The organism is Pseudogemmobacter bohemicus, from assembly GCF_003290025.1.
Lineage (GTDB): Bacteria > Pseudomonadota > Alphaproteobacteria > Rhodobacterales > Rhodobacteraceae > Pseudogemmobacter > Pseudogemmobacter bohemicus.
On sequence record NZ_QNHG01000007.1, the window covers coordinates 40,075 to 60,379 of the forward strand.

18 protein-coding genes are annotated in these 20,305 nt (G+C 63.9%); 16 read left to right on the plus strand and 2 right to left on the minus strand.

All coding sequences use genetic code 11. The features are described 5' to 3' along the window. The 9 genes from DRF71_RS25185 to DRF71_RS25225 all read left to right on the plus strand — a co-directional run. Nucleotides 1-233, plus strand: a 233-nt coding sequence (locus tag DRF71_RS25185; protein ID WP_198672375.1) for a LuxR C-terminal-related transcriptional regulator, incomplete at its 5' end; no start/stop codon positions are given. A gap of 69 nt (nt 234-302) precedes the next feature. Then, on the plus strand, nt 303-1,331 hold the full coding sequence (locus tag DRF71_RS25190) for an agmatine deiminase family protein (protein WP_112313357.1): 1,029 nt from the start codon (nt 303-305) through the stop codon (nt 1,329-1,331). 10 nt (nt 1,332-1,341) lie between these two features. Beyond that, nucleotides 1,342-3,336, plus strand: coding sequence for an amidase (locus tag DRF71_RS25195; RefSeq protein WP_112313213.1), 1,995 nt, complete (start codon nt 1,342-1,344; stop codon nt 3,334-3,336). Between the two features lie 195 nt (nt 3,337-3,531). Then, nucleotides 3,532-4,542: an iron ABC transporter substrate-binding protein gene (locus tag DRF71_RS25200; RefSeq protein ID WP_232831680.1), complete on the plus strand. Its 1,011-nt coding sequence runs from the start codon at nt 3,532-3,534 to the stop codon at nt 4,540-4,542. A 59-nt stretch (nt 4,543-4,601) separates the two neighbouring features. After that, nucleotides 4,602-6,152, plus strand: a complete 1,551-nt coding sequence (locus tag DRF71_RS25205; protein WP_232831681.1) for an ABC transporter permease — start codon at nt 4,602-4,604, stop codon at nt 6,150-6,152. Beyond that, nucleotides 6,149-7,162, plus strand: coding sequence for an ABC transporter ATP-binding protein (locus tag DRF71_RS25210; RefSeq protein WP_112313214.1), 1,014 nt, complete (start codon nt 6,149-6,151; stop codon nt 7,160-7,162). Before DRF71_RS25205 ends, DRF71_RS25210 begins: the two co-directional genes overlap by 4 nt. A gap of 79 nt (nt 7,163-7,241) precedes the next feature. Then, nucleotides 7,242-8,945, plus strand: a complete 1,704-nt coding sequence (locus DRF71_RS25215; protein WP_112313215.1) for an ABC transporter ATP-binding protein — start codon at nt 7,242-7,244, stop codon at nt 8,943-8,945. Nucleotides 8,946-9,026: 81 nt separating this feature from the next. Further along, the gene (locus tag DRF71_RS25220; protein ID WP_112313216.1) at nt 9,027-9,734 is read left to right on the plus strand and encodes a GntR family transcriptional regulator; all 708 of its coding nucleotides are present in this window, start codon (nt 9,027-9,029) and stop codon (nt 9,732-9,734) included. A 138-nt stretch (nt 9,735-9,872) separates the two neighbouring features. Then, nucleotides 9,873-10,829: a dihydrodipicolinate synthase family protein gene (locus tag DRF71_RS25225; RefSeq protein ID WP_112313217.1), complete on the plus strand. Its 957-nt coding sequence runs from the start codon at nt 9,873-9,875 to the stop codon at nt 10,827-10,829. Between the two features lie 102 nt (nt 10,830-10,931). Here the strand turns inward: DRF71_RS25225 and purU are convergent, their stop codons facing one another. Continuing rightward, nucleotides 10,932-11,816 (minus strand): formyltetrahydrofolate deformylase, encoded by an 885-nt coding sequence (gene purU / locus DRF71_RS25230; protein ID WP_112313218.1) that lies wholly within the window; start codon nt 11,814-11,816, stop codon nt 10,932-10,934. Nucleotides 11,817-12,038: 222 nt separating this feature from the next. Beyond that, nucleotides 12,039-13,070, minus strand: coding sequence for an Ldh family oxidoreductase (locus DRF71_RS25235; RefSeq protein WP_112313219.1), 1,032 nt, complete (start codon nt 13,068-13,070; stop codon nt 12,039-12,041). Between the two features lie 323 nt (nt 13,071-13,393). Here DRF71_RS25235 and DRF71_RS25240 point away from each other — a divergent pair, with 323 nt between their 5' ends. The 7 genes from DRF71_RS25240 (at nt 13,394) to lhpI (ending at nt 20,305) form a co-directional block, all read left to right on the plus strand. Beyond that, the gene (locus DRF71_RS25240; protein WP_112313220.1) at nt 13,394-14,203 is read left to right on the plus strand and encodes a transporter substrate-binding domain-containing protein; all 810 of its coding nucleotides are present in this window, start codon (nt 13,394-13,396) and stop codon (nt 14,201-14,203) included. Nucleotides 14,204-14,276: 73 nt separating this feature from the next. Further along, nucleotides 14,277-14,990, plus strand: coding sequence for an amino acid ABC transporter permease (locus DRF71_RS25245; protein ID WP_112313221.1), 714 nt, complete (start codon nt 14,277-14,279; stop codon nt 14,988-14,990). A gap of 12 nt (nt 14,991-15,002) precedes the next feature. After that, nucleotides 15,003-15,656 (plus strand): amino acid ABC transporter permease, encoded by a 654-nt coding sequence (locus DRF71_RS25250; protein ID WP_112313222.1) that lies wholly within the window; start codon nt 15,003-15,005, stop codon nt 15,654-15,656. After that, a complete protein-coding gene (locus DRF71_RS25255) occupies nt 15,649-16,371 on the plus strand; it encodes an amino acid ABC transporter ATP-binding protein (RefSeq protein WP_112313223.1) in 723 nt (240 codons plus the stop codon). The genes DRF71_RS25250 and DRF71_RS25255 overlap by 8 nt, the downstream gene beginning before the upstream one ends. A 12-nt stretch (nt 16,372-16,383) precedes the next feature. Then, on the plus strand, nt 16,384-17,625 hold the full coding sequence (locus DRF71_RS25260) for an NAD(P)/FAD-dependent oxidoreductase (protein ID WP_112313224.1): 1,242 nt from the start codon (nt 16,384-16,386) through the stop codon (nt 17,623-17,625). 11 nt (nt 17,626-17,636) lie between these two features. Further along, nucleotides 17,637-18,641: a 4-hydroxyproline epimerase gene (locus tag DRF71_RS25265; RefSeq protein WP_112313225.1), complete on the plus strand. Its 1,005-nt coding sequence runs from the start codon at nt 17,637-17,639 to the stop codon at nt 18,639-18,641. Then, entirely contained in the window at nt 18,641-20,305 is a 1,665-nt protein-coding gene (lhpI, locus tag DRF71_RS25270) for a cis-3-hydroxy-L-proline dehydratase (protein ID WP_232831682.1), read from the plus strand. The genes DRF71_RS25265 and lhpI overlap by 1 nt, the downstream gene beginning before the upstream one ends.

A 20,305-nucleotide genomic window follows, 5' to 3' on the forward strand; every position in this document is an offset into this window, starting at 1 on the left:
CGGGGGCGGCGCCCGGATTGCTGACCCCGGCCGAAATGCGGGTGGCGCGGCATATGGTGGGGGGGATGACCTCGAAAGAGATCGCGCGGGTGCTGGATTGCTCGCCCCGCACGGTCGAGGTTCACCGTGCCGCGATGATCCGCAAGCTGCGCGTCAGAAACAGTTTCGAGCTGATCCGCAGCCTGCTGGATTCCGGCGCCGCCTTGCCCGGGCCGGATATCACCAAAGGGTAGGCGGCGAGGCTCTTGCGCCGGCCGGGGATTCTGGCGTCTCATGGCGGCAAAAGCCGCAGGGAGATGCCGATGACCTGGTTCATGCCTTCTGAAACCGCACTGCAGGACCGGGTCTGGATGGCCTTTCCCCGCGAGAGTGCCACGCTGGGCGAGGGCACCGTTGCGCGTGAGGCGGGCTACCGCGCCTGGGCCGATGTGGCGCTGGCGATTGCGCCCTTCCAGCCGGTGACGATGATCGTCGACCCCAGCGAGACGGCGCGGGCGAAGGGCATGCTCGGATCAGCGGTCGAGCTGGTCGAACGCCCCATCGAACATTTCTGGACCCGCGATTCCGGGCCTACTTTCGTGCAGGCGGCGGATGGCTCCATCGCGGCGGTTGACTGGGCCTATAACGCCTGGGGGTCAGACGATCCGGCGGAATGGCAGAATGACCGCGGGCTGGCGCAGTACATCGCCGGGCTGGCGGGGGTGCCGGTGGTGTCTTCGCTGCTTGTGAATGAGGGCGGCGGCATCCATGTCGATGGGGAGGGCACGGTTTTCGCAACCGAAACCGTGCAGCTTGATCCCCGCCGCAATCCTTACGCGGACAAGGCGCGGGTCGAGGCGGAATTCGCCCGCATGCTGGGTGCGGAAAAGGTGATTTGGCTGCCGCAGGGCCTGACCGGGGATTACTGGGAATTCGGCACCAATGGCCATGTCGATATCGTCGCGACCTTCGCGGCGCCGGGCAAGGTCTTGCTGCATGACCAGCGCAATCCCGGGCATCCGGATCACAAGGTGATGGCCGGGATCCGCGCGCAGCTTGAGGCGGCAAGGGATGCGAAGGGCCGCAGGCTTGAGATCATTCCGGTCGCTGCGCCCGAAGCCATTACGGATGCGCATGGCTTCAACGACTGGTCCTATATCAACCATCTGGTGCTGAATGGTGCGGTGATTGCCTGCGGCTTCGGAGAGGCTTTGGCGGATGCTGCGGCGGCTGAGATCCTTGCTGCCGCCTATCCGGGGCGTAAAGTTGTGACCGTCGATGCCCGCGAGATCTTCGCGCGCGGCGGCGGGGTGCATTGCATCACGCAACACCAGCCTTCGGCCCGAAAATGAGGGCCCGAAAATGAACCTCCACGGCGCCAGCATCGCCGGTCTGCGTGGGGCGCTGGAGGCGGGTGATGTCACTTCGGTCGCGCTTGTCGCAGGCTATCTGCGCCGGATCGCGGCCTATGACCGTCACGGGATCAGGCTGAATGCCGTCCCGGTTTTGAACCCGGCGATGTTTGAGGAGGCCCGCGCCTCGGATCTGCGCCGCGCCAGGGGCGAGAGCCTCGGGCCGCTGGATGGCATCCCCTATACGGCCAAGGACAGTTACAAGGTCAAAGGGCTGACGGTGGCGGCGGGCTCGCCCGCCTTTCGCGACCTGGTGGCGGGGGATGATGCATTCGCGATTGCCCGCTTGCGCGCGGCCGGCGCGGTGCTGATCGGGCTGACCAATATGCCGCCAATGGCCAATGGCGGCATGCAAAGGGGCGTTTACGGGCGGGCGGAATCACCCTGGAATTCGGATTACCTGACGGCGGCCTTTGCGAGCGGCTCGTCAAACGGGTCGGGCACCGCGACCGCTGCCTGTTTTGCGGCCTTTGGGCTGGGCGAGGAGACCTGGTCCTCGGGCCGCGCGCCGGCGGCGAATAACGGGCTTTGTGCGCTGACGCCCTCGCGCGGGCTGATCTCGGTCAGGGGCAACTGGCCGCTGGTGCCGACGATGGATGTGGTGGTGCCGCATGCGCGGAGCATGGCGGATCTTTTGGACGTGCTGGATGTGATCGTGGCGGATGACCCCGAGACGCGGGGAGATCTGTGGCGCGCGCAGGACTGGGTCCGGATGCCGCGCCCCTCGGAACTGCGTCCGCCCTCTTATGCTGCGGTCGGGACCGCACTGCGGGGCAGGCGTTTTGCTTTGCCGGCGATGTATGTGAACCAGGACAAGGAGGCCGGCACCGGTGCCGCGCCGGGGATCGGCGGCCCGACCGGGCAGCGGATCGAGACCCGCGCCTCGGTCATCGCGCTGATGGACCGGGTTCTGGCCGCGCTGAGGGCGGCAGGGGCAGAGGTTGTCGCCTCGGATTTCCCGCTGGTCTCGAACTATGAGGGCGACCGCGAGGGGGCGCCGAAGATCGGAACGCGGGGGCTGGTCTCGCCCGACTATCTGCGGCGCGAGATTGTCGATCTCTCGGCATGGGCATGGGATGATTTCCTCGCGGCCAATGGCGACCCGGCGCTGAACCGGCTGGCGGATGTCGATGGCAGCCGGATCTTCCCCCGCCCCGATGGCGCGCTGGCGGATCGCTATACCGGCTTTGAGGATGATATCGCCGATTACCCGGCGCATATCCGCGCCCATCCGGTCAGCGATTTCCGCGAGATCCCGCATCTGGAGGAAGGCTTCCGGGGTCTTGAAGAAACCCGCAAGTGCGATCTGGAAGACTGGATGGCGGCGCAGGGCTATGATGCGGTGATCTTCCCGGCAGTGGCGGATGTGGGGCCTGCGGATGCCGATGTGAACCTGGCCTCGGCCGATCTGGCCTGGCGGAACGGCACCTGGGTTGCGAATGGCAATCTGGCGATCCGGCATCTTGGTGTGCCGACGGTGACGCTGCCGATGGGGGTTATGGCCGATACAGGCATGCCGGCCGGGCTGACCCTTGCCGGGCGCGCCTGGGACGATACCGCGCTCCTGGCCCTGGCCCGCGCGATGGAGCCGCTTTTGCCGCAGACCGGCCTTGCCCCCCGCACGCCGGAATTGTCCGATCTGCCCGCGACCGCCCAGGCGAGCCGGCTGTCGCTGGAGGTGCAGACCCATGTGGCGGCGGAGACGGTGACACTGGAGATCCGTGTATCCACCGATGCCACCGCCCTGCGGCTGAGTGTCAATGGCACTGATGTGGTGCCCGAACCGGCGCCGGATGGATTCGCGGCGGTGGTTGCTTTGCCCGCTGACAGTCACCCCCGCAACGCGCATCAGCCGCCCCGGGATCATTTGGCGGGGCCGCTGGTGATCGCCGAAACCGCCACTCTGGCGGCATTCGTCAGCGGCGCCTGCGCCTTATTTTCCTGACCGAACGGCATGACACCGGCGGCCGACAGCAGCCCGGTACGATTGCCTGTTTTCAACTCAGATTACCGATGATAATTGTCAGGAAAAATGTTACGACATTTTGCGACAATTTCACGACCCGGCTGCTGCCGGGTATCTGCCCATCCACCAGTGCAGAACGTGCTGGCGGCGGGGCATAGCGAAGGAGACTCTTCGATGACATTCGCACCTGGTAATCTTATCGCGGGCAGGTTTGCGGCGGGCATTGCGCTGGCGCTTGGGCTGGGCCAGATGGCAGCGGCCGATACGCTGACAATCTATTCCGGGCGCGGCGAGGCGCTGGTCGCGCCGCTGATCGCGCAATTCGAGGCCGAGACCGGCATCAAGACCGATGTGCGCTATGGGTCGACCTCGGAAATGGCGGCCCTGCTGCAGGAAGAGGGCACCAACAGCCCGGCCGATCTGTTCTGGGCCCAGGATGCGGGCGCGCTTGGCGCGCTGGCTCCGGTCTTTGCCGCATTGCCGGCGACCGAGAATGAGAAGGTGCTGGAGGTTTTCCGCGACCCGTCGAACAAATGGGTGGCAACTTCGGGCCGGACCCGGGTGCTGGTTTACTCGACCGAGCGGGTCGAGCCGGCAAACCTGCCCGCGAAGATCACCGATCTGACCGATGCGAAATATAAGGGCCGGGTGTCCTGGGCGCCGACCAATGGCGGTTTCCAGGCCTTTGTCACCGCCTTCCGCCTGACCCATGGCGATGAGGCGGCCAAAGCCTGGCTGGAAGGCATGATCGCCAATGACGCCAAGGTCTATAAAAACAACGGCACCCAGATCGACGCTGTCGCAGCCGGCGAGGTTGATTTTGCTCTGGTGAACAATTACTACCTTGGCCGCTATACCGCCAAGGATGCGGAATTCCCGGTCGATCAGACAAATTTCGAGGCTGGTGATATCGGCAATCTGGTGCTGGTTGCCGGGGTGGGGATCGTCGAGGCCTCGGACAATAAGGAAAACGCGCAGAAGTTCATCGACTATCTGCTCTCTCCCGCCGCGCAGCAATTCATCTCGCTGCAGGGCTATGAATATCCGGTGACCCCGGGCGTGATCCCGCATGCGACGCTGGAAAGCCTGGATGCGGTGCAGGCGATCAGCCCCAAGGTCGATGTGAACCAGATCGGCGATCTGGAAGGCACGCTCGCGCTGTTGCGTGAGGTCGGGCTGCTCTGAGCTTGACCGGCATCGCCACATCGGGGCGGGCGGGGCGCAGGCCTCGCCCGCAGCTTGCCTTGCTGCTTGCAGCGGGGCTGGTGGGCGTTGGCACCTGCCTGCCGGCGCTTTACCTGGTGATCCGCGCCTTCGGGGCGGAGCCTGCACAGCTGGCGGAGATCGTGTTTCGCGCGCGCAATCTGATGCTGCTCGGGAATACGCTGGCGCTGGTGGCATTGGTGCTGGCGATCGGCACGCTGATCGCTTTGCCCATGGCCTGGCTGGTGACGCGCAGCGATCTGCGCGCGCGCGGCCTGGTGACCTTCCTGATGGCGCTGCCGCTGGCGGTGCCGGGCTATGTGATGGCCTATGCTCTGTTGGGCCTGTCGGGCTATTACGGCTTTGCGCGCGAATGGTTCGGGGTCTCGCTGCCGCCTTTGCACGGGCTTTGGGGCGCGGCTCTGTCGCTGTCGCTTTATACCTTTCCCTATATCTTCCTGAACCTGCGGGCGGCGTTTCTGGGTATGGATCCGGGGCTGGAGGAGAGCGCCGCCTCGCTGGGGCGGGGGCGGGCAGAGGTCATGCGCCATGTGGTGCTGCCGCAACTGAAACCGGCGCTGATCTCGGCCTGGCTGGTGGTCGGGCTTTATGTGATCGGCGATTTCGGAGCCATCGCGCTGATGCGCTATGAGGTGTTTTCCTACGCGATCTATACGCAATATGCCGGCGCCTTTGACCGGACCTATGCGGCCTGGCTTTCCCTGATGCTGCTGGGCGTCGCGGCGCTGGCGCTGTTTGCGCAGGCGCGGCTGACGCGGAGCCGTCGCTTTGCCCGGGTCGGCACCGGGGTGCAGCGGCGGGTGCGCCCGGTAAGGCTGGGGTATTGGGCGGTTGCCGCCTGGGGGTGGATTCTTCTGGTAAGCCTCGCTGCGCTCGGGTTGCCTTTGGCGGTGCTGGGGCATTGGATGCGGCGCGGGATTGGCGAGATCGACTGGGCCATGCTGGCCCAGGCGGCGGTGAATTCGGGGATTGCGGGCGCGGTGGTGGCGGTGCTGACGGTTGCGCTGGCGCTGCCGGTGGTGCTGCTGACCTTGCGCTGGCCGGGCCGGTTTGCGAGCCTGACCGACCGGCTGGCCTGGATGGGCTATGCGACGCCGCCTTTGGCCTTTGGCCTTGCGATGGTGTTTTTCACACTGGCGGTGATCCCCTTTGCCTATCAGAGCCATGGCGTGTTGATTTTCGCCTGGGTGATGACGTTCCTCGCGCTGGCGCTTGGGCCTTTGCGGCTTGCGCTGATGCAGATCGGGATGCGGCCCGAGGAGGCGGCCCGCGCGCTTGGGGCGGGGCCGGGGGCGGCCTTTGCCCGCGTGACGGCTCCGCAGCTGAAAGGGCCGATGGTGGCGGCGGGGCTTTTGGTCTTTATCGCAGTGGTCAAGGAGCTGCCACTGAACTGGATGCTGGCGCCGACCGGCTGGCGCAGCCTCTCGACCACCGTATTCGGCCGCACGGTCGAGGGGATGATGACCGAGGCCGCGCCATACGCGCTGGCTATCATCGTGTTTTCGGCGTTTTTCGTCGGGCTGATCCTGAAATATGAAGGCGTGGATCGGAAGGAATCGGGAAGAGGATGAGCAGCGCAGCCTTGCTTGAATTGCGACAGCTGAGCCGGCGCTTTGGCCCGGGCCAGGCGGCGGTGGAGGATCTGTCGCTGGATCTGTCAGCGGGGGAGATCCTGGCGCTGATCGGGCCTTCGGGCTGCGGCAAGACCACGACGCTGAGGATGGTGGCGGGGTTCGAGACGCCGGATCAGGGCGCGGTCAGGCTTTCCGGGCGCGACATCACCGCGCTGGCGCCGGAACGGCGCGGCATCGGCATGGTGTTCCAGGACTATGCCCTTTTTCCGCATATGACCGTGGCGCAGAATGTGCTGTTCGGCGCGGTGGATCGCGCCCCCGCCACTGCTGCGCGCTATCTGGAGATGGTCGGGCTGGTGGATTACGCCGGGCGCTACCCTGACGAGCTGTCGGGCGGCCAGCAGCAGCGCGTCGCTCTGGCCCGCACCTTTGCCGCCGGGCCGGGGGTCATCCTGCTTGATGAGCCGTTTTCCAATCTTGATGCCAGTTTGCGGGCGCGGACCCGGCGCGAGATCCGGGCGCTTCTGAAGGCGACCGGCATCGGTATCCTTTTTGTCACCCATGACCAGGAGGAGGCGCTGAGTTTCGCCGACCGGGTGGCGGTGATGGAAAACGGGCGGCTTTTGCAATGCGGCCCGGCGGCCGAGGTCTATGACCGCCCGGCCAATGCTTTTGTCGCGGGTTTTCTGGGGCGGACCAATCTGATCACCGGGGATGCAAGCGGTGAGACCTGTGACACCGTGCTGGGGCAGATCACGCTGGAACACCCGGCTTCGGGCCAGGTGGGGCTGTCTGTCAGGCCCGAGCGGATTGCGATCCGGGCGGCCGAAGCGCGCGAAACTCCGCAGGGCCGCATCTCGGCGGTGGAGTTCAAGGGCCACGACCTGACCTATTGGGTCAGCTGCCAGGGTGTCGAGATTCAGGTCGACCAGATGGGCGGCCCGCGCCTGATGGAAGGGGCGCCGGTGGTGTTGACGGTCGCAGGGGCGGTGGCGGCTTTCGGCTGATCCCCCTTGACCATTCAGCCCGGCGGGTTCACCCCTGCGACTTCGGGCCAGTGTTCTGCCCCGGCTGACAGAGTGAGCCATGCTGCGCGATTTTTTCTCCTATTACCGGCCATGGAAAACCCTGTTCTGGGTTGATTTCGGCTGTGCCGTTCTGTCGGGCCTGCTGGAGCTGGCCTTTCCGCTCGCGGTTCGGGGGTTCATCGACGTGCTGCTGCCGGCGGGAAACTGGTCCCTGACGCTGATGGCGGCGACGGTGCTGATGGGGGTCTATCTGGTCAATACCGGGCTGATGGCGGTGGTGACCTATTGGGGCCATATGCTCGGGATCAATATCGAGACCGAGATGCGGCGCCGTGCCTTTGACCATATCCAGAAACTGTCCTGGAGCTATTTCGACAAATCGCGCACCGGCCATCTGATTGCCCGGGTGACCCGCGATCTGGAAGAGATCGGTGAGGTGGCGCATCACGGCCCCGAGGATCTGTTCATCGCGATTATGACCTTTATCGGGGCCTTCGCGCTGATGCTCTGGCTGCATGTGCCGCTGGCGATTATGACGGCGGTGATCGTGCCGGTCGCGGTGCTGGTCGTGTCGGTCTTTGGCGGGCGGATGACGGCGACCTGGCGCGCAATCTATAGCCGCGTGGCGAATTTCAATGTGCGGATGGAAGAGAATGTCGGCGGCATTCGCGTTGTTCAGGCCTTCGGGAATGAAGAACACGAGAAAGAGCGCTTTGCCCATGACAATGCGATGTACCGCCAGACCAAGCTGGACGCCTATAAGATCATGGCCGCCAGCCAGGCGCTGAACTATATCGGGATGCGCGGTGTCCAGGTGCTGATCATGGTGGCTGGCGCCGGCTATGTGCTGGAGGGCAGCCTGACGACGGGCGGTTTCGTGGGCTTCCTGCTGCTGTCAGCCGTGTTCTTCCGGCCGCTGGAAAAAATCGCCGCCGTGCTGGAGACCTATCCGAAAGGCATTGCCGGCTTCCGCCGCTATCAGGAGCTGCTGGCGACCGAGCCGGATATTGCCGACCGCGCTGACGCCCGCCCGGCGCCTGCGCTGAGTGGCGCGATGCGGTTCAATGCGGTGAATTTCGGCTATGATCCGACGCGCCCGGTGCTGCGCGATATCACTTTCGAGGTGCGGCCGGGCGAGACCATGGCCTTTGTCGGGCCTTCGGGGGCGGGTAAGACCTCGCTGCTGGCGCTCTTGCCCAGGTTTTATGAACCGGCCTCGGGCATGATCACGCTGGATGGGCATGATATTACCGGCTTCACGCTGGACAGTCTGCGCCGCCAGATCGGTATCGTGAGCCAGGATGTCTATCTGTTTGGCGGCACGTTGCGCGAGAATATCGCCTATGGGCGGCTTGATGCGTCTGAGGCCGAGATCGTCGCGGCAGCCGAACATGCGCAGCTTTCGGAAATGATCACGCGGCTGCCCCAGGGTCTTGATACCATCGTCGGCGAGCGCGGCGTGATGCTTTCCGGTGGGCAGAAGCAACGGGTTGCCATCGCGCGCGTTTTTCTGAAAAACCCGCCGATCCTGATCCTCGACGAGGCGACCTCGGCGCTGGATACCGAGACCGAACGCGAGATCCAGGCCGCGCTGGAGCGCCTGGCTCAGGGCCGCACCACCCTGGTGATCGCGCACAGGCTGGCGACGATCCGCGACGCCGACCGCATCATCGTGATGGAGGAAGGCCGCATCACCGAAATGGGCACACATGCTGAATTGTCGGTCAGCGGCGGGCGATATGCCAGGCTTTCGGCGGCCTGATCGCGCCCCGGGCCATTGCGGCAGTTGATCGCGGAAAAACAGTGACGTATTCCTTTTGTCGACAAGAAGGGAAGCGCGCCGATGACTGCCAGCGAAATGCCTGCCAGCCAGGACCGCAAACGCGGCTCGGGCGTGCGGATGGTCTATGAACTCCTGCGCGACCAGATCCTCGATCTGGAGCTGCCGCCCGGGTCGATTGTCGACGAGATCCAGCTGGCCGAACGTTTCGGCATGTCGCGCACGCCCATCCGCGAGGCGCTGGTGCGGCTGGCGGCCGAGGGGCTGATCGACACGCTGCCGAACCGCTCGACCATGGTGTCGCAGATCGACTTCGCCAATCTCCACACCTTTTTCGACGCGCTGACGCTGATGTATCGGGTGACGACGAGGCTGGCGGCGGAATATCACACGCCCGAGGATCTCGACCGTATCCGCCGGTATCAGCGCGCCTATGAAGAGCGCTGCGCGGTGAATGACGAGATCGGCATGATCGCCACCAACCGCCAGTTCCACCACGCCATCGCCGAAGCCGGGCGCAACCGCTATTACCTCTCGCTGTTCAGCCGGCTGCTGGATGAGGGAAGGCGGCTGCTGAGGCTGTATTATTACAGCAGCTTTGAAGGCGATATGCCGGCGCAATGGCTGCGCGAGCATGAGCAGATGGTCGCGGCGATAGCCGCCCGCGATATCGCGGCGGCTGATCAGGTCGCGCGCGCCCATGCCGATCAGATCATCCGCCAGATCCAGAAAGCGATCACCCGCGACCGCCGCCAGGACATCGCCATCTGAAAACCGGCCAGGTCTGGCTGTCGCGATACGCGGCGCGGAATTTATGTCGACAAATAAAATACAAACTCTATATTCGTCTGTGAACAAGGATTCGGGCCGCCTCTTCGTCCACGCGGCCGCAACAGAGGAACCAGCAAGATGAGCGATATCTTCACCGGCACGATCCCCGCCCTGATGACGCCCTGCAAAGCCGATCGCAGCCCCGATTTCGACGCGCTGGTGAAAAAGGCGAAAGAGCTGGTCGGCCTTGGCATGTCGGCGGTGGTCTATTGTGGCTCGATGGGCGACTGGCCGCTCCTGACCGACGCGCAGCGGATGGAAGGGGTGGAGCGCCTGGTGAAAGCCGGTGTGAAGGTCATCGTCGGCACCGGCGCGATCAATACGGCATCCGCCGTGGCGCTGGCGGAACATGCGGCGAAAGTGGGCGCGCATGGGCTGATGGTGATCCCGCGCGTGCTGTCGCGCGGCTCGGTCCCGGCGGCGCAAAAGGCGCATTTCAAGGCGATCCTCGCGGCGGCCCCGAAGCTGCCCGCCGTGATCTATAACAGCCCCTATTACGGGTTCGAAACCAAGGCCGATCTGTTCTTCGCGCTGCGCGCCGAGCATCCCAACCTGATCGGCTTCAAGGAATTCGGCGGCGATGCCGCGCTGACCTATGCGGCCGAGCACATCACCTCGGCCGATGACGAGGTCACGCTGATGATCGGTATCGATACCTCGGTCTTCCACGGCTATGTCAATGCGGGCGCCGTTGGCGCGATCACCGGCATCGGCTGCGTGCTGCCGCGCGAGATCCTGGTGCTGGGCAATCTCTGCAAAGCCGCCGCCGCCGGCGATTTCAAGGCCCGCCGCCTCGCGAAAGAACTCGACACCGCCTTTTATGAACTGGCCCGCGTCGATGGTGGCCCGGATCTGGTCCTCTTCTTCAAACATATGATGGTGCTGAAGGGGAATCCGGAATACGCGCTCCATTTCAACGCCGATGACACCCTGTCGTCCAGCCAGGCCGGCTTCATTGAAAAGCAGCTGGCGCTGTTCGACACCTGGTATGGCGAATGGTCGAAACTCCCCGAGGTCAAACCCTACCTCGCCTGACACGGGACAGGCCGGCTTCACGAAAAAGGGCGCTCCCCCGACAGGAGCGCCCGCTTTCGCATTTCATCTGTCCTTAAATATCCCCGCCGGAGGCTCCCGCCCTCAGCCCATACGCTCCGAGGCATAGGATCCGGGCGAGGCCGGGAACACGACCGTTTTCTCGCCATTCAGGAACACCCGCCCATGCACATGGGCATGGATGGCGCGGCTCAGGACCGATGCCTCCACATCGCGGCCAAGGCTGACATAATCCTCGCCGGACTGCGCATGGGTGATCCGCACGATATCCTGTTCGATGATCGGTCCTTCATCCAGGTCGGCGGTGACGTAATGCGAGGTTGCGCCGATCAGCTTCACGCCGCGCTCAAACGCCTGCTTATAGGGGTTCGCGCCTTTGAAGCTCGGCAGGAAGGAGTGGTGGATATTGATGATCCGCCCCGACATCTCGCGGCACATCTCGTCTGACAGAACCTGCATATAGCGTGCCAGCACAATCAGCTCGGCGCCGGTGTCGCGGACGATGCGCATCTGCGCCGCCTCGGCCTCGGCCTTGTTCTCTTTGGTGACCCGGATGCAGTAATAGGGGATGTCCTGGTTCACCACGACCTTCTGGTAATCCATATGGTTCGAGATGACAGCGACGATCTCGATCGGCAGCGCGCCGATCTTCGAGCGGTAAAGCAGGTCGTTCAGGCAATGGCCAAAGCGCGAGACCATGATGATGACCTTGCGCCGCGCGGCCTCGTCAAAGAATTCTGCGTTCATGTCGAAGGGTTTCGCCACGGTGGCAAAGGCCTCGCGCAGGTCTTTCAGCGTCTTGCTCTCTTCGCTGCGAAAGCTGACGCGCATAAAGAAACGGCCGGTATGGCTGTCGTCGAACTGGCTGGAATCGGTGATGTTGCAGCCCTGACCGGCGAGAAAGGTCGAGATGGCGGCGACGATGCCGCGGGTCGAGGGGCAGGTGACGCGGAGCGCGAGTTTGGACATTCTGATCTGCTTGCCTGGATGAGGGGAGGAGGGCGGCCTCCGGCGCCGCAAAGGCGGCCGGAATGCTGCCAGCCTATGGCCGAGGGACCGGCGAAAGTCATCCGAACATTCCGCTTATCCGTATCAGAAACGTGAAATGCTCAAAAAACAGACCAAAAATCTGCGCGAAAACGCCTCATGGGTGAAATTTGTTTCACCTGGATATACAAGGCCTCGCCCGTGTCAGACGGCATCCAGGCCAAGCGTCTGGAATCGTTCCAGCTGGGCGATTTCATCCGCGCTCAGGGTGATGCCCGCTGCCGCTGATTCCGCGCGCGCCCGGAACCGGCGCTGCGACGGCAGGCGGGCGCCCTGGCCGGTGATCGCCCCGAACAGCATCTCGGCACGGGCAAAGGGGTCGCCGGCCCGGCCCCTGGCGAAAGCCTCGGGCGAGAAGGCCAGGATCAGCTCGCCATGGCGCGGCGCCAGCGTGGTGGAGCCAAGGTAATCCAGCACTTCCGGGCTGGTCAGATCGCCGATCATAATACCGGCCAGCAGCTCGATCATTGTCGAGATCGCCGACCCTTTATGGCCGCCAAAGGGCAGCATCGCGCCTGCAAGGGCGGCTTCCGGGTCCGTGGTCGGGTGGCCATCCTTGTCCAGCGCCCAGCCTTCGGGAAGCTGTTTGCCGGCGCGGCGATGCAGCTCGACCTCGCCCCGCGCGGCGACCGAGGTGGCGAAATCGAAAACATAGGGGTCGCTGTCCGGGCGGGGCCAGCCAAAGGCGAAGGGGTTGGTGCCCAGGAGAGGATCCTTGCCGCCGGTCGGCGCCACGGTCGCATAGCTCGGGCACATCACCATCGCGGCAAGGCCATGGGCGGCGACTGCCTCGACCTCGGGCCAGAGCGCGGCGAGATGGGTGCAGTCATTGATCACCATCGCCGCCAGCCCGAGTTTTTTCGCGCGTGCGGCCAGTTCGGGCAAAGCCAGCTCGAACGCTGCATTGGCGAAACCGCCCTGCGCATCGACCCGGACCAGCGCGGTGCCGTCATCGGGTGTGACGACCGGCACCGCAACCGGATTGACCTTGCCCGCCTTTACGGTGCGCAACGTGCCCTCGATCCGGTAGATGCCATGCGATTTGCAGTGATCGCGCTCGCCCGCGGTCAGCACCCGGGCCATGGCGCCAGCCTGGGGGCCATTCATGCCCGAGCGCGTGAAGATCGCCTCGATCCGCTGGCCCAGATCCTGGATCGAAAGGGTCGTGCTGGTCATGTCTCGTCTCCATATCCCTGTCGGGCAGCGGCTTCAGTCCGGGTCGCGGCGCCCTTGCCGGAGAATCGGCGCCGGAAAGGGGGCATATTCAGAAGGCATTCCGGCCGCCATTTGCCGTGTTTCTGCGATGCAATATCAGAATACATCCAGGGCGCACGGGAAGAATGCCTGAATCGGGCGATTTTGCAGCCGGATCGCCTTCCTTTCCCCGCTCTGGCAGGGCTCTTGTATACTAAATGTATTTTTGATTTGCGTCGAGGCCGATCACGCATAATAGTGTGAAGACGTGAATCAACAGCAAGAACAGCTCAGGGAGAGTCTGCATGAAATCCAAAGTCCTTGCCCTCGGTCTGACCGCAGCCACTGCAATGGCAGGTCCGGCCATGGCCGACAAGCTTGACGACATCATCGCCTCGGGCACCCTGCGCTGCGCGGTCGTGCTTGATTTCCCGCCGATGGGGTCGAAAGACGCCGACAACAACCCGATCGGCTTCGATGTCGATTACTGCAATGACCTTGCCAAGGCGCTTGGCGTCACCGCCGAGATCGTCGAGACCACCTTCCCCGAGCGTATCCCGGCGCTGATGTCGGGCCGGGTTGATGTGGCCGTGGCCTCGACCTCGGATACGCTGGAGCGCGCCAAGACCGCCGGCTTCTCGATCCCCTATTATGCGTTCGAGAATGCGGTCGTCGCCCGTCCGGGTCTGGAAATGTCCTCCTGGGAAGACATGAAGGGCAAGATCGTCGGCGCCACCGCCGGCACCTATGAGGCGATCTGGCTGGAAGGTCAGGTCAAGGCATGGGGCGAGGGCGAGTTCCGTCCGTTCCAGAACCAGGCCGATGTTTTCCTTGCGCTGAGCCAGGGCCAGCTGGATGCCACCGTCGGTACGATGGAAGTCGCGAATGCCAACGTCGCGAGCGGAAATTTCGGTGACATCAAGGTCGTCGACAAGGCACCGATGGTTCCGGACTATGTTGCGCTGATCACGCTGCGCGAGGAATATGGTCTGATCAATTATATGGACCTCTTCATCAACCAGCAGGTCCGCACCGGCCGTTATGCCGAGCTTTACAAGAAATGGGTTGGCGAGGGTGAGCCGGCCAATCTGACCATCCCAGGCGTCTATCGCTGAACCAACCGCCTGAATGGCGGCGCGGGGGCCTGTCCTCCGCGCCGCTTCTCCGTTCAAAGACTGAGAGGCGGATATGTTCAATTACAGCTTTCGCTGGAACCAGGCGTTCCAGTCCCTGCCGGATATGTTGCAAGGGGCGCTGGTGACTTTAGAAGTCGCCGTGCTCTCGATGATCCTTGGAATTTTCTTCGCTATCCTGCTGACCGCCTTCCGCCTGTCGGGAAATCGCCTGCTTTCGCCGATCACCACGGTCTGGGTCGAAATCGCCCGCAACACGCCTGCGCTGTTCCAGATCTATATGGCCTTCTTTGGTCTGGCGGGTCTGGGCATCCTGATCACGGGATGGACCCAGCCGAATCTGGGTTTCGCGGTCGATCTGCGGCTTTCGCCCTATATCGCGCTGCTGGCGGGGATCACCTTCAACAATGCCGGTTACCTGCATGAGAATTTCCGTGGCGCGCTGAAGGCGATCCCGGATACCCAGACCCGCTCGGCGCGGTCGCTGGGCATGTCGGCGCCGCAGGCCTTTGGCTATGTCCTCCTGCCGCAGATGCTCAGGATCGCCTTCCTGCCGATGACGAACCAGTTCGTCTGGGCGATCCTGATGACCTCGCTTGGCGCGGTGATCTCGATGAATTCGGATCTGTTCGGCGTCACCGACAATCTGGTGAAGATCAATTTCCGCACCTTTGAGATGTTCGCCATCGCCGCCGTCATCTTCTATGTGATGACCAAGGCTGTCACCCTCTCTGCCCGGCTGATCGCAGCCCGGCTGTTCAGATATTAAGGAGGGCGGAACATGTTCGATACGGCAATGACCGCCAAAGACTTCTGGATGCTGGTCCAGGGCGCCGGGATGACACTGCTTGTCACCGCCATTTCGGTTGCCATCGGCTCGGTTCTGGGGGTGATCTTCGGGATCTTCCGCTTTCAGGCCGGCCCCTGGTGGGCCGCGCCGGTGACCTTCGTGCTGGATATATGCCGCTCGGTGCCGCTTTTGATCCAGCTGTCGCTGGCCTTTGCCTTTGTGACGGTGGTTCTGAAACTGCGCGTCTCTGGCTTTGCTGTCGCCTGCGGGGTGCTGTCTTTGTATACCGCCGCCTATTGTTCCGAGATCGTGCGCGGCGCGATGGAGGCGGTGCCGCCCAATACCAGGCGGGCGGCGCGGTCGCTGGGCATGAGCTGGGCGCAGGATATGCGCTACATCGCGATGCCGCTGGCCAGCCGGGTGGCGCTGCCCTCCTGGATCGGGCTTGCGCTTGGGGTGATGAAGGATTCGGCGCTGGTCTATGTGGTCCAGGTGACCGAGCTGATGAAAAGCACGAAAGACCTGATCACCCGCCTCAACGAGCCCTTGTTCCTGCTGCTTCTGTGCGGCGTCTTCTACTTCGTGATCAGCTTCCCGGTCGCCCGCTTTGGCGCCTGGCTTGAAAAACGGTGGTCCAATGATTGAGATTGAAAAAGTCCGCAAAAGCTTTGGCCCGCTGGAAGTGCTCAAGGGCATCGACCTGACGGTGGCCAAGGGCGAGGTTCTGACCGTGATCGGCGGTTCGGGTTCGGGGAAATCGACGCTTCTGACCTGTATCAACGGGCTGGAGCCTATCGATTCCGGCCGCATCCTGGTGGACGGGGTCGAGGTTCACGCGAAATCGACGAACCTCAACAAGCTGCGCGAGAAGATCGGCATCGTGTTCCAGCAATGGAATGCTTTCCCGCATCTGACGGTGCTGGAAAACGTCATGCTGGCGCCGAGGAAGGTGCTGGGCCGCGCGAAAGACGAGGCCGAGGCCGAGGCGGTGAAGCAGCTGAAACATGTCGGTCTGGGCGAAAAGCTTTCGGTCTATCCGGCGCGGCTTTCGGGTGGTCAGCAGCAGCGGATGGCGATTGCCCGGGCGCTGGCGATGGGGCCGTCTTACATGCTGTTCGACGAGGTGACTTCGGCGCTTGACCCGATGCTGGTGGGTGAGGTGCTTGACACCCTTCGCATGCTGGCCTCGGAAGGCATGACGATGATCTGCGTCACCCATGAGATGAAATTCGCGCGTGAGGTTTCCGACCGTGTGGCTTTCTTCCATCAGGGCATCATGGCCGAGATCGCCGCCCCCGAAGAGCTGTTCGGCGCGCCGAAGACCGCCGAGCTGCAAAAGTTTCTTGCCGCCACCCATTAAGGCCGATCAGAAATGCAAAACGAGACCGATGTGATTGTCATCGGGGCGGGCGTCGTGGGTCTTTCCGCGGCGCTTGCCATTCAGGCGCGGGGCCTCCGTGTCACCGTGCTGGATCGCGAAGGGCCGGCAGCCGGAGCATCAGCCGGGAATGCCGGGGCTTTTGCCTTTACCGATATTCTGCCGCTGGCCTCGCCGGGTATCTTGCGCAAGGCGCCGAAATGGCTGCTGGATCCGCTGGGGCCGCTGAGCGTGCCGCCCGGCTATGCGCTGAAGATCGCGCCCTGGATGTTTCGCTTCTGGCGGGCCTGCTCGCCGTCCAGGGTGCGGCATTCGACCGTGGCACAGACCGCGCTGATGGATCTGTCAAAGTCGGAGCTGGAGGGGTTCCTGACCCTTTCCGGTACGCTGTCGATGCTGGAGAAGAAGGGAAATCTCCAGGTCTACGAGTCAAAGGCCGAACTTGATGCCAGCCTCCCCGGCTGGCGGGCGCGCGAAGAACACGGGATCGAATTCCGCCATATGGATGCAAGCGAGATGGCGGCGCTGCAGCCCGGTCTGGCGCCCCGGTTCACCCATGGCACCTTTACACCGGGCTGGTATTCGATCTCGGACCCGAAGCTTTACACCCTGGCGCTGGCCGACCGTTTCCGTGCCAATGGCGGTGTGCTGGAGCGCGACGAGGTCACCGGGCTGCGTCCGCTGACCGATGGGGTCGAGGTGCTTTCGCATGGAAAGATCCGTCACGGCGCCCAGGTCGTGCTGGCCGCAGGCGCGCATTCGCATCTGATCGCGCGCTCGGTCGGTGACCAGATCCCGCTGGAAACCGAGCGCGGCTATAACACCACCCTGCCGCGCGGCGCCTTTGATCTGCGCACCCAGGTGACATTCGGTGGCCATGGTTTCGTGGTGACGCGGCTTTCGACCGGCATCCGGGTCGGGGGCGCGGTGGAGCTGGGCGGCTTGCACCGGCCGCCGAATTTCAGGCGCTCGGAAGCGATGCTGAAAAAGGCGCAGACCTTCCTGCCGGGGCTGGTCGCGACCGGCGGCGTGCAATGGATGGGCTTCCGCCCTTCGCTGCCGGACAGCCTGCCGGCGATTGGCCGCTCGAAGAATTCGCCTCGCGTGATCCATGCTTTCGGCCATGGCCATCTGGGCCTGACACAATCCGCCGGCACTGCACGGCTGGTCGCCGAGCTGGTCACTGGAAACGCGACCGCCATCGACATATCTGCCTTCTCTCCGCAACGCTTCTGAGGACTCAAGCGATGAGTGTTCACACCTTTTCCTGCCTTGACGGGCATACCTGCGGCAATCCGGTGCGTCTGGTCTCGGGCGGTGGTCCGCGTCTGATCGGCAAGGACATGCTGGAGAAGCGCGCACATTTCCTGCGCGAATTCGACTGGATCCGCACCGGGCTGATGTTCGAGCCGAGGGGCCATGACATGATGTCGGGCTCGATCCTCTATCCGCCGACGCGGGACGATTGCGATGTGGCGGTTTTGTTCATCGAGACTTCGGGCTGCCTGCCGATGTGCGGCCACGGGACGATCGGGACGATCACGATGGGGATCGAGAACGGGCTGATCCAGCCGCGCGCGCCGGGGAAGCTGTCGATTGATGCGCCGGCGGGGAAGGTCGATATTTCCTACCGCCAGGAGGGCCGTTTCGTCGAAGAGGTGCGGCTGACCAATGTGCCGGGCTTCCTCTATGCCGAGGGCCTGACCGCCGAGGTCGAGGGGCTCGGAGAGATCGTGGTCGATGTGGCCTATGGCGGCAATTTCTACGCGATTGTCGAGCCGCAGAAGAACTTCCGCGATATGGCCGATTTTACCGCAGGCGAGCTGATCGGGTTTTCCCCGAAGCTGCGCGCGGCGCTGAATGCGAAATATGAATTCGTGCATCCGGGTGACGCGCGGATCAACGGGCTGTCGCATATCCTCTGGACCGGGGTGCCGACGGTTGAAGGCGCCCATGCAAGGAATGCCGTCTTCTATGGCGACAAGGCGATTGACCGCTCGCCCTGTGGCACCGGGACTTCGGCGCGGATGGCGCAGTTGGCGGCGAAGGGCCTCCTGAGCGTCGGCGATGAATTCTGGCATGAGAGCATCATCGGCTCGATCTTCAAGGGGCGGGTCGAGGCGGTATCGGATGCGGTTCCGGGGAAATCGGCGATCATCCCGTCCATCGGCGGCTGGGCGCGGCAGACCGGCATCAACACGATCTTCATTGATGAGCGTGACCCCTATGCGCATGGCTTTGTGGTGAAATGATGGGCTCGCGGTTCATTCTTGAGGGCACGGCGAAAGGTCGCGTTCTCGCGACGAATGAACCGCTGAGTTTCTGGGGCGGGGTGGATCCGGCGACGTCCCGGGTGATCGACGCGCATCACCCTTTGCATGGTGAGACGCTGGCCGGGCGTGTGCTGGTGATGCCGGGGACGCGGGGATCCTGCACCGGGTCTGGTGTGCTGCTGGATATGGCGCTGAACGGCAAGGCCCCGGCGGCACTGGTGTTCTCAGAGCCTGAAGATGTGGTAACGCTTGGCGCGATGATCGCGGCAGAGATGTTTGGCGTCAGGGTGCCGGTCCTGCGGCTTGAAGAGGCGGCTTTCGCCGCGCTCTCCCGTCTGCAGGAGGCGGCTGTCATCTCCGGGGCCATCGAGGCCCCGGAGATGACCCTGCCGGTCGCCTCTTCCGCTGCTGCAACGCCAGAGTTGAGCACGCGCGATCTGGCGATGCTGACCGGCGCCGACGGCGAGGCTCTGTCGCAGGCGATGCGCATCCTGGTGGCGATGGCCGCGAACCAGGGCGCAAAGCGGCTGATTGACGTGACCCAGGGACATATTGACGGCTGCATCTATGCCAGCCCCGCCAATCTGACCTTTGCCGAAAAGATGGCCGATATGGGGGCGCAAGTGCGCATCCCGACCACGATGAACGCAATTTCCGTGGATCGTGAAAACTGGCGCCAACAGGGTGTGCCGGATCTTTTCGGAGGCCCGGCGCAGCGGCTTGCGGACGCCTATGTGCGGATGGGGTGCCGCCCGAGCTTTACCTGCGCGCCCTATCTGCTGGACACCGCACCTGGCGAGGGCGAGGTCATCGGCTGGTCGGAAAGCAATGCCGTGATCTTCGCGAATTCCGTCCTGGGCGCGCGCACAGCAAAGCACCCGGATTTCCTCGACCTGTTCATCGCGATGACAGGGCGCGCTCCGCTGGCCGGTGTCTGTCTCGACGAAAACCGGGCCGCGCAGCGCGTGCTCGACGTGGCGGCGATCCCTGGCGCCGATGATCTCTTCTGGCCTTTGCTGGGCTGGCTTGCGGGCCGCGCCTCACCGGACCGGATCCCCTTGCTCAGAGGTGTGGGCGCGGCATCCCGCGCGCAGTTGCAGGCGCTTTGTGCCGCCTTTGGCACCACCTCTGCCGCACCGATGCTGCATGTGGACCGCGTCACCCCCGAGGCGCATCGCGTCAGCCCCACCGCTGACCATCACAGCATCACCCATGCGGATTTCGCCCGCGCCTGGGCCGAGCTGAACCAGGGCGGCGAAACCATCGACCTTGTCGCCATCGGCAGCCCGCATGCCTCACCCGAGGAGTGTCGTGCCTTTCTCGCCGCTCTGAACGGCGGGCGAGTCCTGGTGCCCACCATCATCACCGCGGGGCGCCGCATCCTTGAAGAGCTGCAGGCGGAGGATACGCTTGCCGGCCTCGCCGCCGCCGGGGTCCAGGTGCTGCCCGATCTCTGCTGGTGCTCGATTTCCGAGCCGGTCTTTCCGTCCGCCACCCGCACTCTGATGACCAATTCCGGCAAATATGCCCATTACGGGCCAGGCCTTTCCGGGCGACAGATCCGCTTTGACAGCCTGGCCACCTGCGCCGGCGCCGCCCTCACCGGGCGTGCTGCAAAAACCCTTCCCGCCTGGCTGTCCTGA

Bases quoted from the DNA above. Each gene is read 5' to 3' on its own strand.
- DRF71_RS25200 (WP_232831680.1), top strand. From the start codon at position 3,532: ATGACATTCGCACCTGGTAATCTTATCGCGGGCAGGTTTGCGGCGGGC.
- DRF71_RS25190 (WP_112313357.1), top strand. From the start codon at position 303: ATGACCTGGTTCATGCCTTCTGAAACCGCACTGCAGGACCGGGTCTGG.
- DRF71_RS25265 (WP_112313225.1), top strand. From the start codon at position 17,637: ATGAGTGTTCACACCTTTTCCTGCCTTGACGGGCATACCTGCGGCAAT.
- lhpI (WP_232831682.1), top strand. From the start codon at position 18,641: ATGGGCTCGCGGTTCATTCTTGAGGGCACGGCGAAAGGTCGCGTTCTC.
- DRF71_RS25260 (WP_112313224.1), top strand. From the start codon at position 16,384: ATGCAAAACGAGACCGATGTGATTGTCATCGGGGCGGGCGTCGTGGGT.
- DRF71_RS25195 (WP_112313213.1), top strand. From the start codon at position 1,342: ATGAACCTCCACGGCGCCAGCATCGCCGGTCTGCGTGGGGCGCTGGAG.
- DRF71_RS25255 (WP_112313223.1), top strand. From the start codon at position 15,649: ATGATTGAGATTGAAAAAGTCCGCAAAAGCTTTGGCCCGCTGGAAGTG.
- DRF71_RS25250 (WP_112313222.1), top strand. From the start codon at position 15,003: ATGTTCGATACGGCAATGACCGCCAAAGACTTCTGGATGCTGGTCCAG.
- purU (WP_112313218.1), bottom strand. From the start codon at position 11,816: ATGTCCAAACTCGCGCTCCGCGTCACCTGCCCCTCGACCCGCGGCATC.
- DRF71_RS25225 (WP_112313217.1), top strand. From the start codon at position 9,873: ATGAGCGATATCTTCACCGGCACGATCCCCGCCCTGATGACGCCCTGC.
- DRF71_RS25235 (WP_112313219.1), bottom strand. From the start codon at position 13,070: ATGACCAGCACGACCCTTTCGATCCAGGATCTGGGCCAGCGGATCGAG.
- DRF71_RS25245 (WP_112313221.1), top strand. From the start codon at position 14,277: ATGTTCAATTACAGCTTTCGCTGGAACCAGGCGTTCCAGTCCCTGCCG.
- DRF71_RS25210 (WP_112313214.1), top strand. From the start codon at position 6,149: ATGAGCAGCGCAGCCTTGCTTGAATTGCGACAGCTGAGCCGGCGCTTT.
- DRF71_RS25240 (WP_112313220.1), top strand. From the start codon at position 13,394: ATGAAATCCAAAGTCCTTGCCCTCGGTCTGACCGCAGCCACTGCAATG.
- DRF71_RS25215 (WP_112313215.1), top strand. From the start codon at position 7,242: ATGCTGCGCGATTTTTTCTCCTATTACCGGCCATGGAAAACCCTGTTC.
- DRF71_RS25220 (WP_112313216.1), top strand. From the start codon at position 9,027: ATGACTGCCAGCGAAATGCCTGCCAGCCAGGACCGCAAACGCGGCTCG.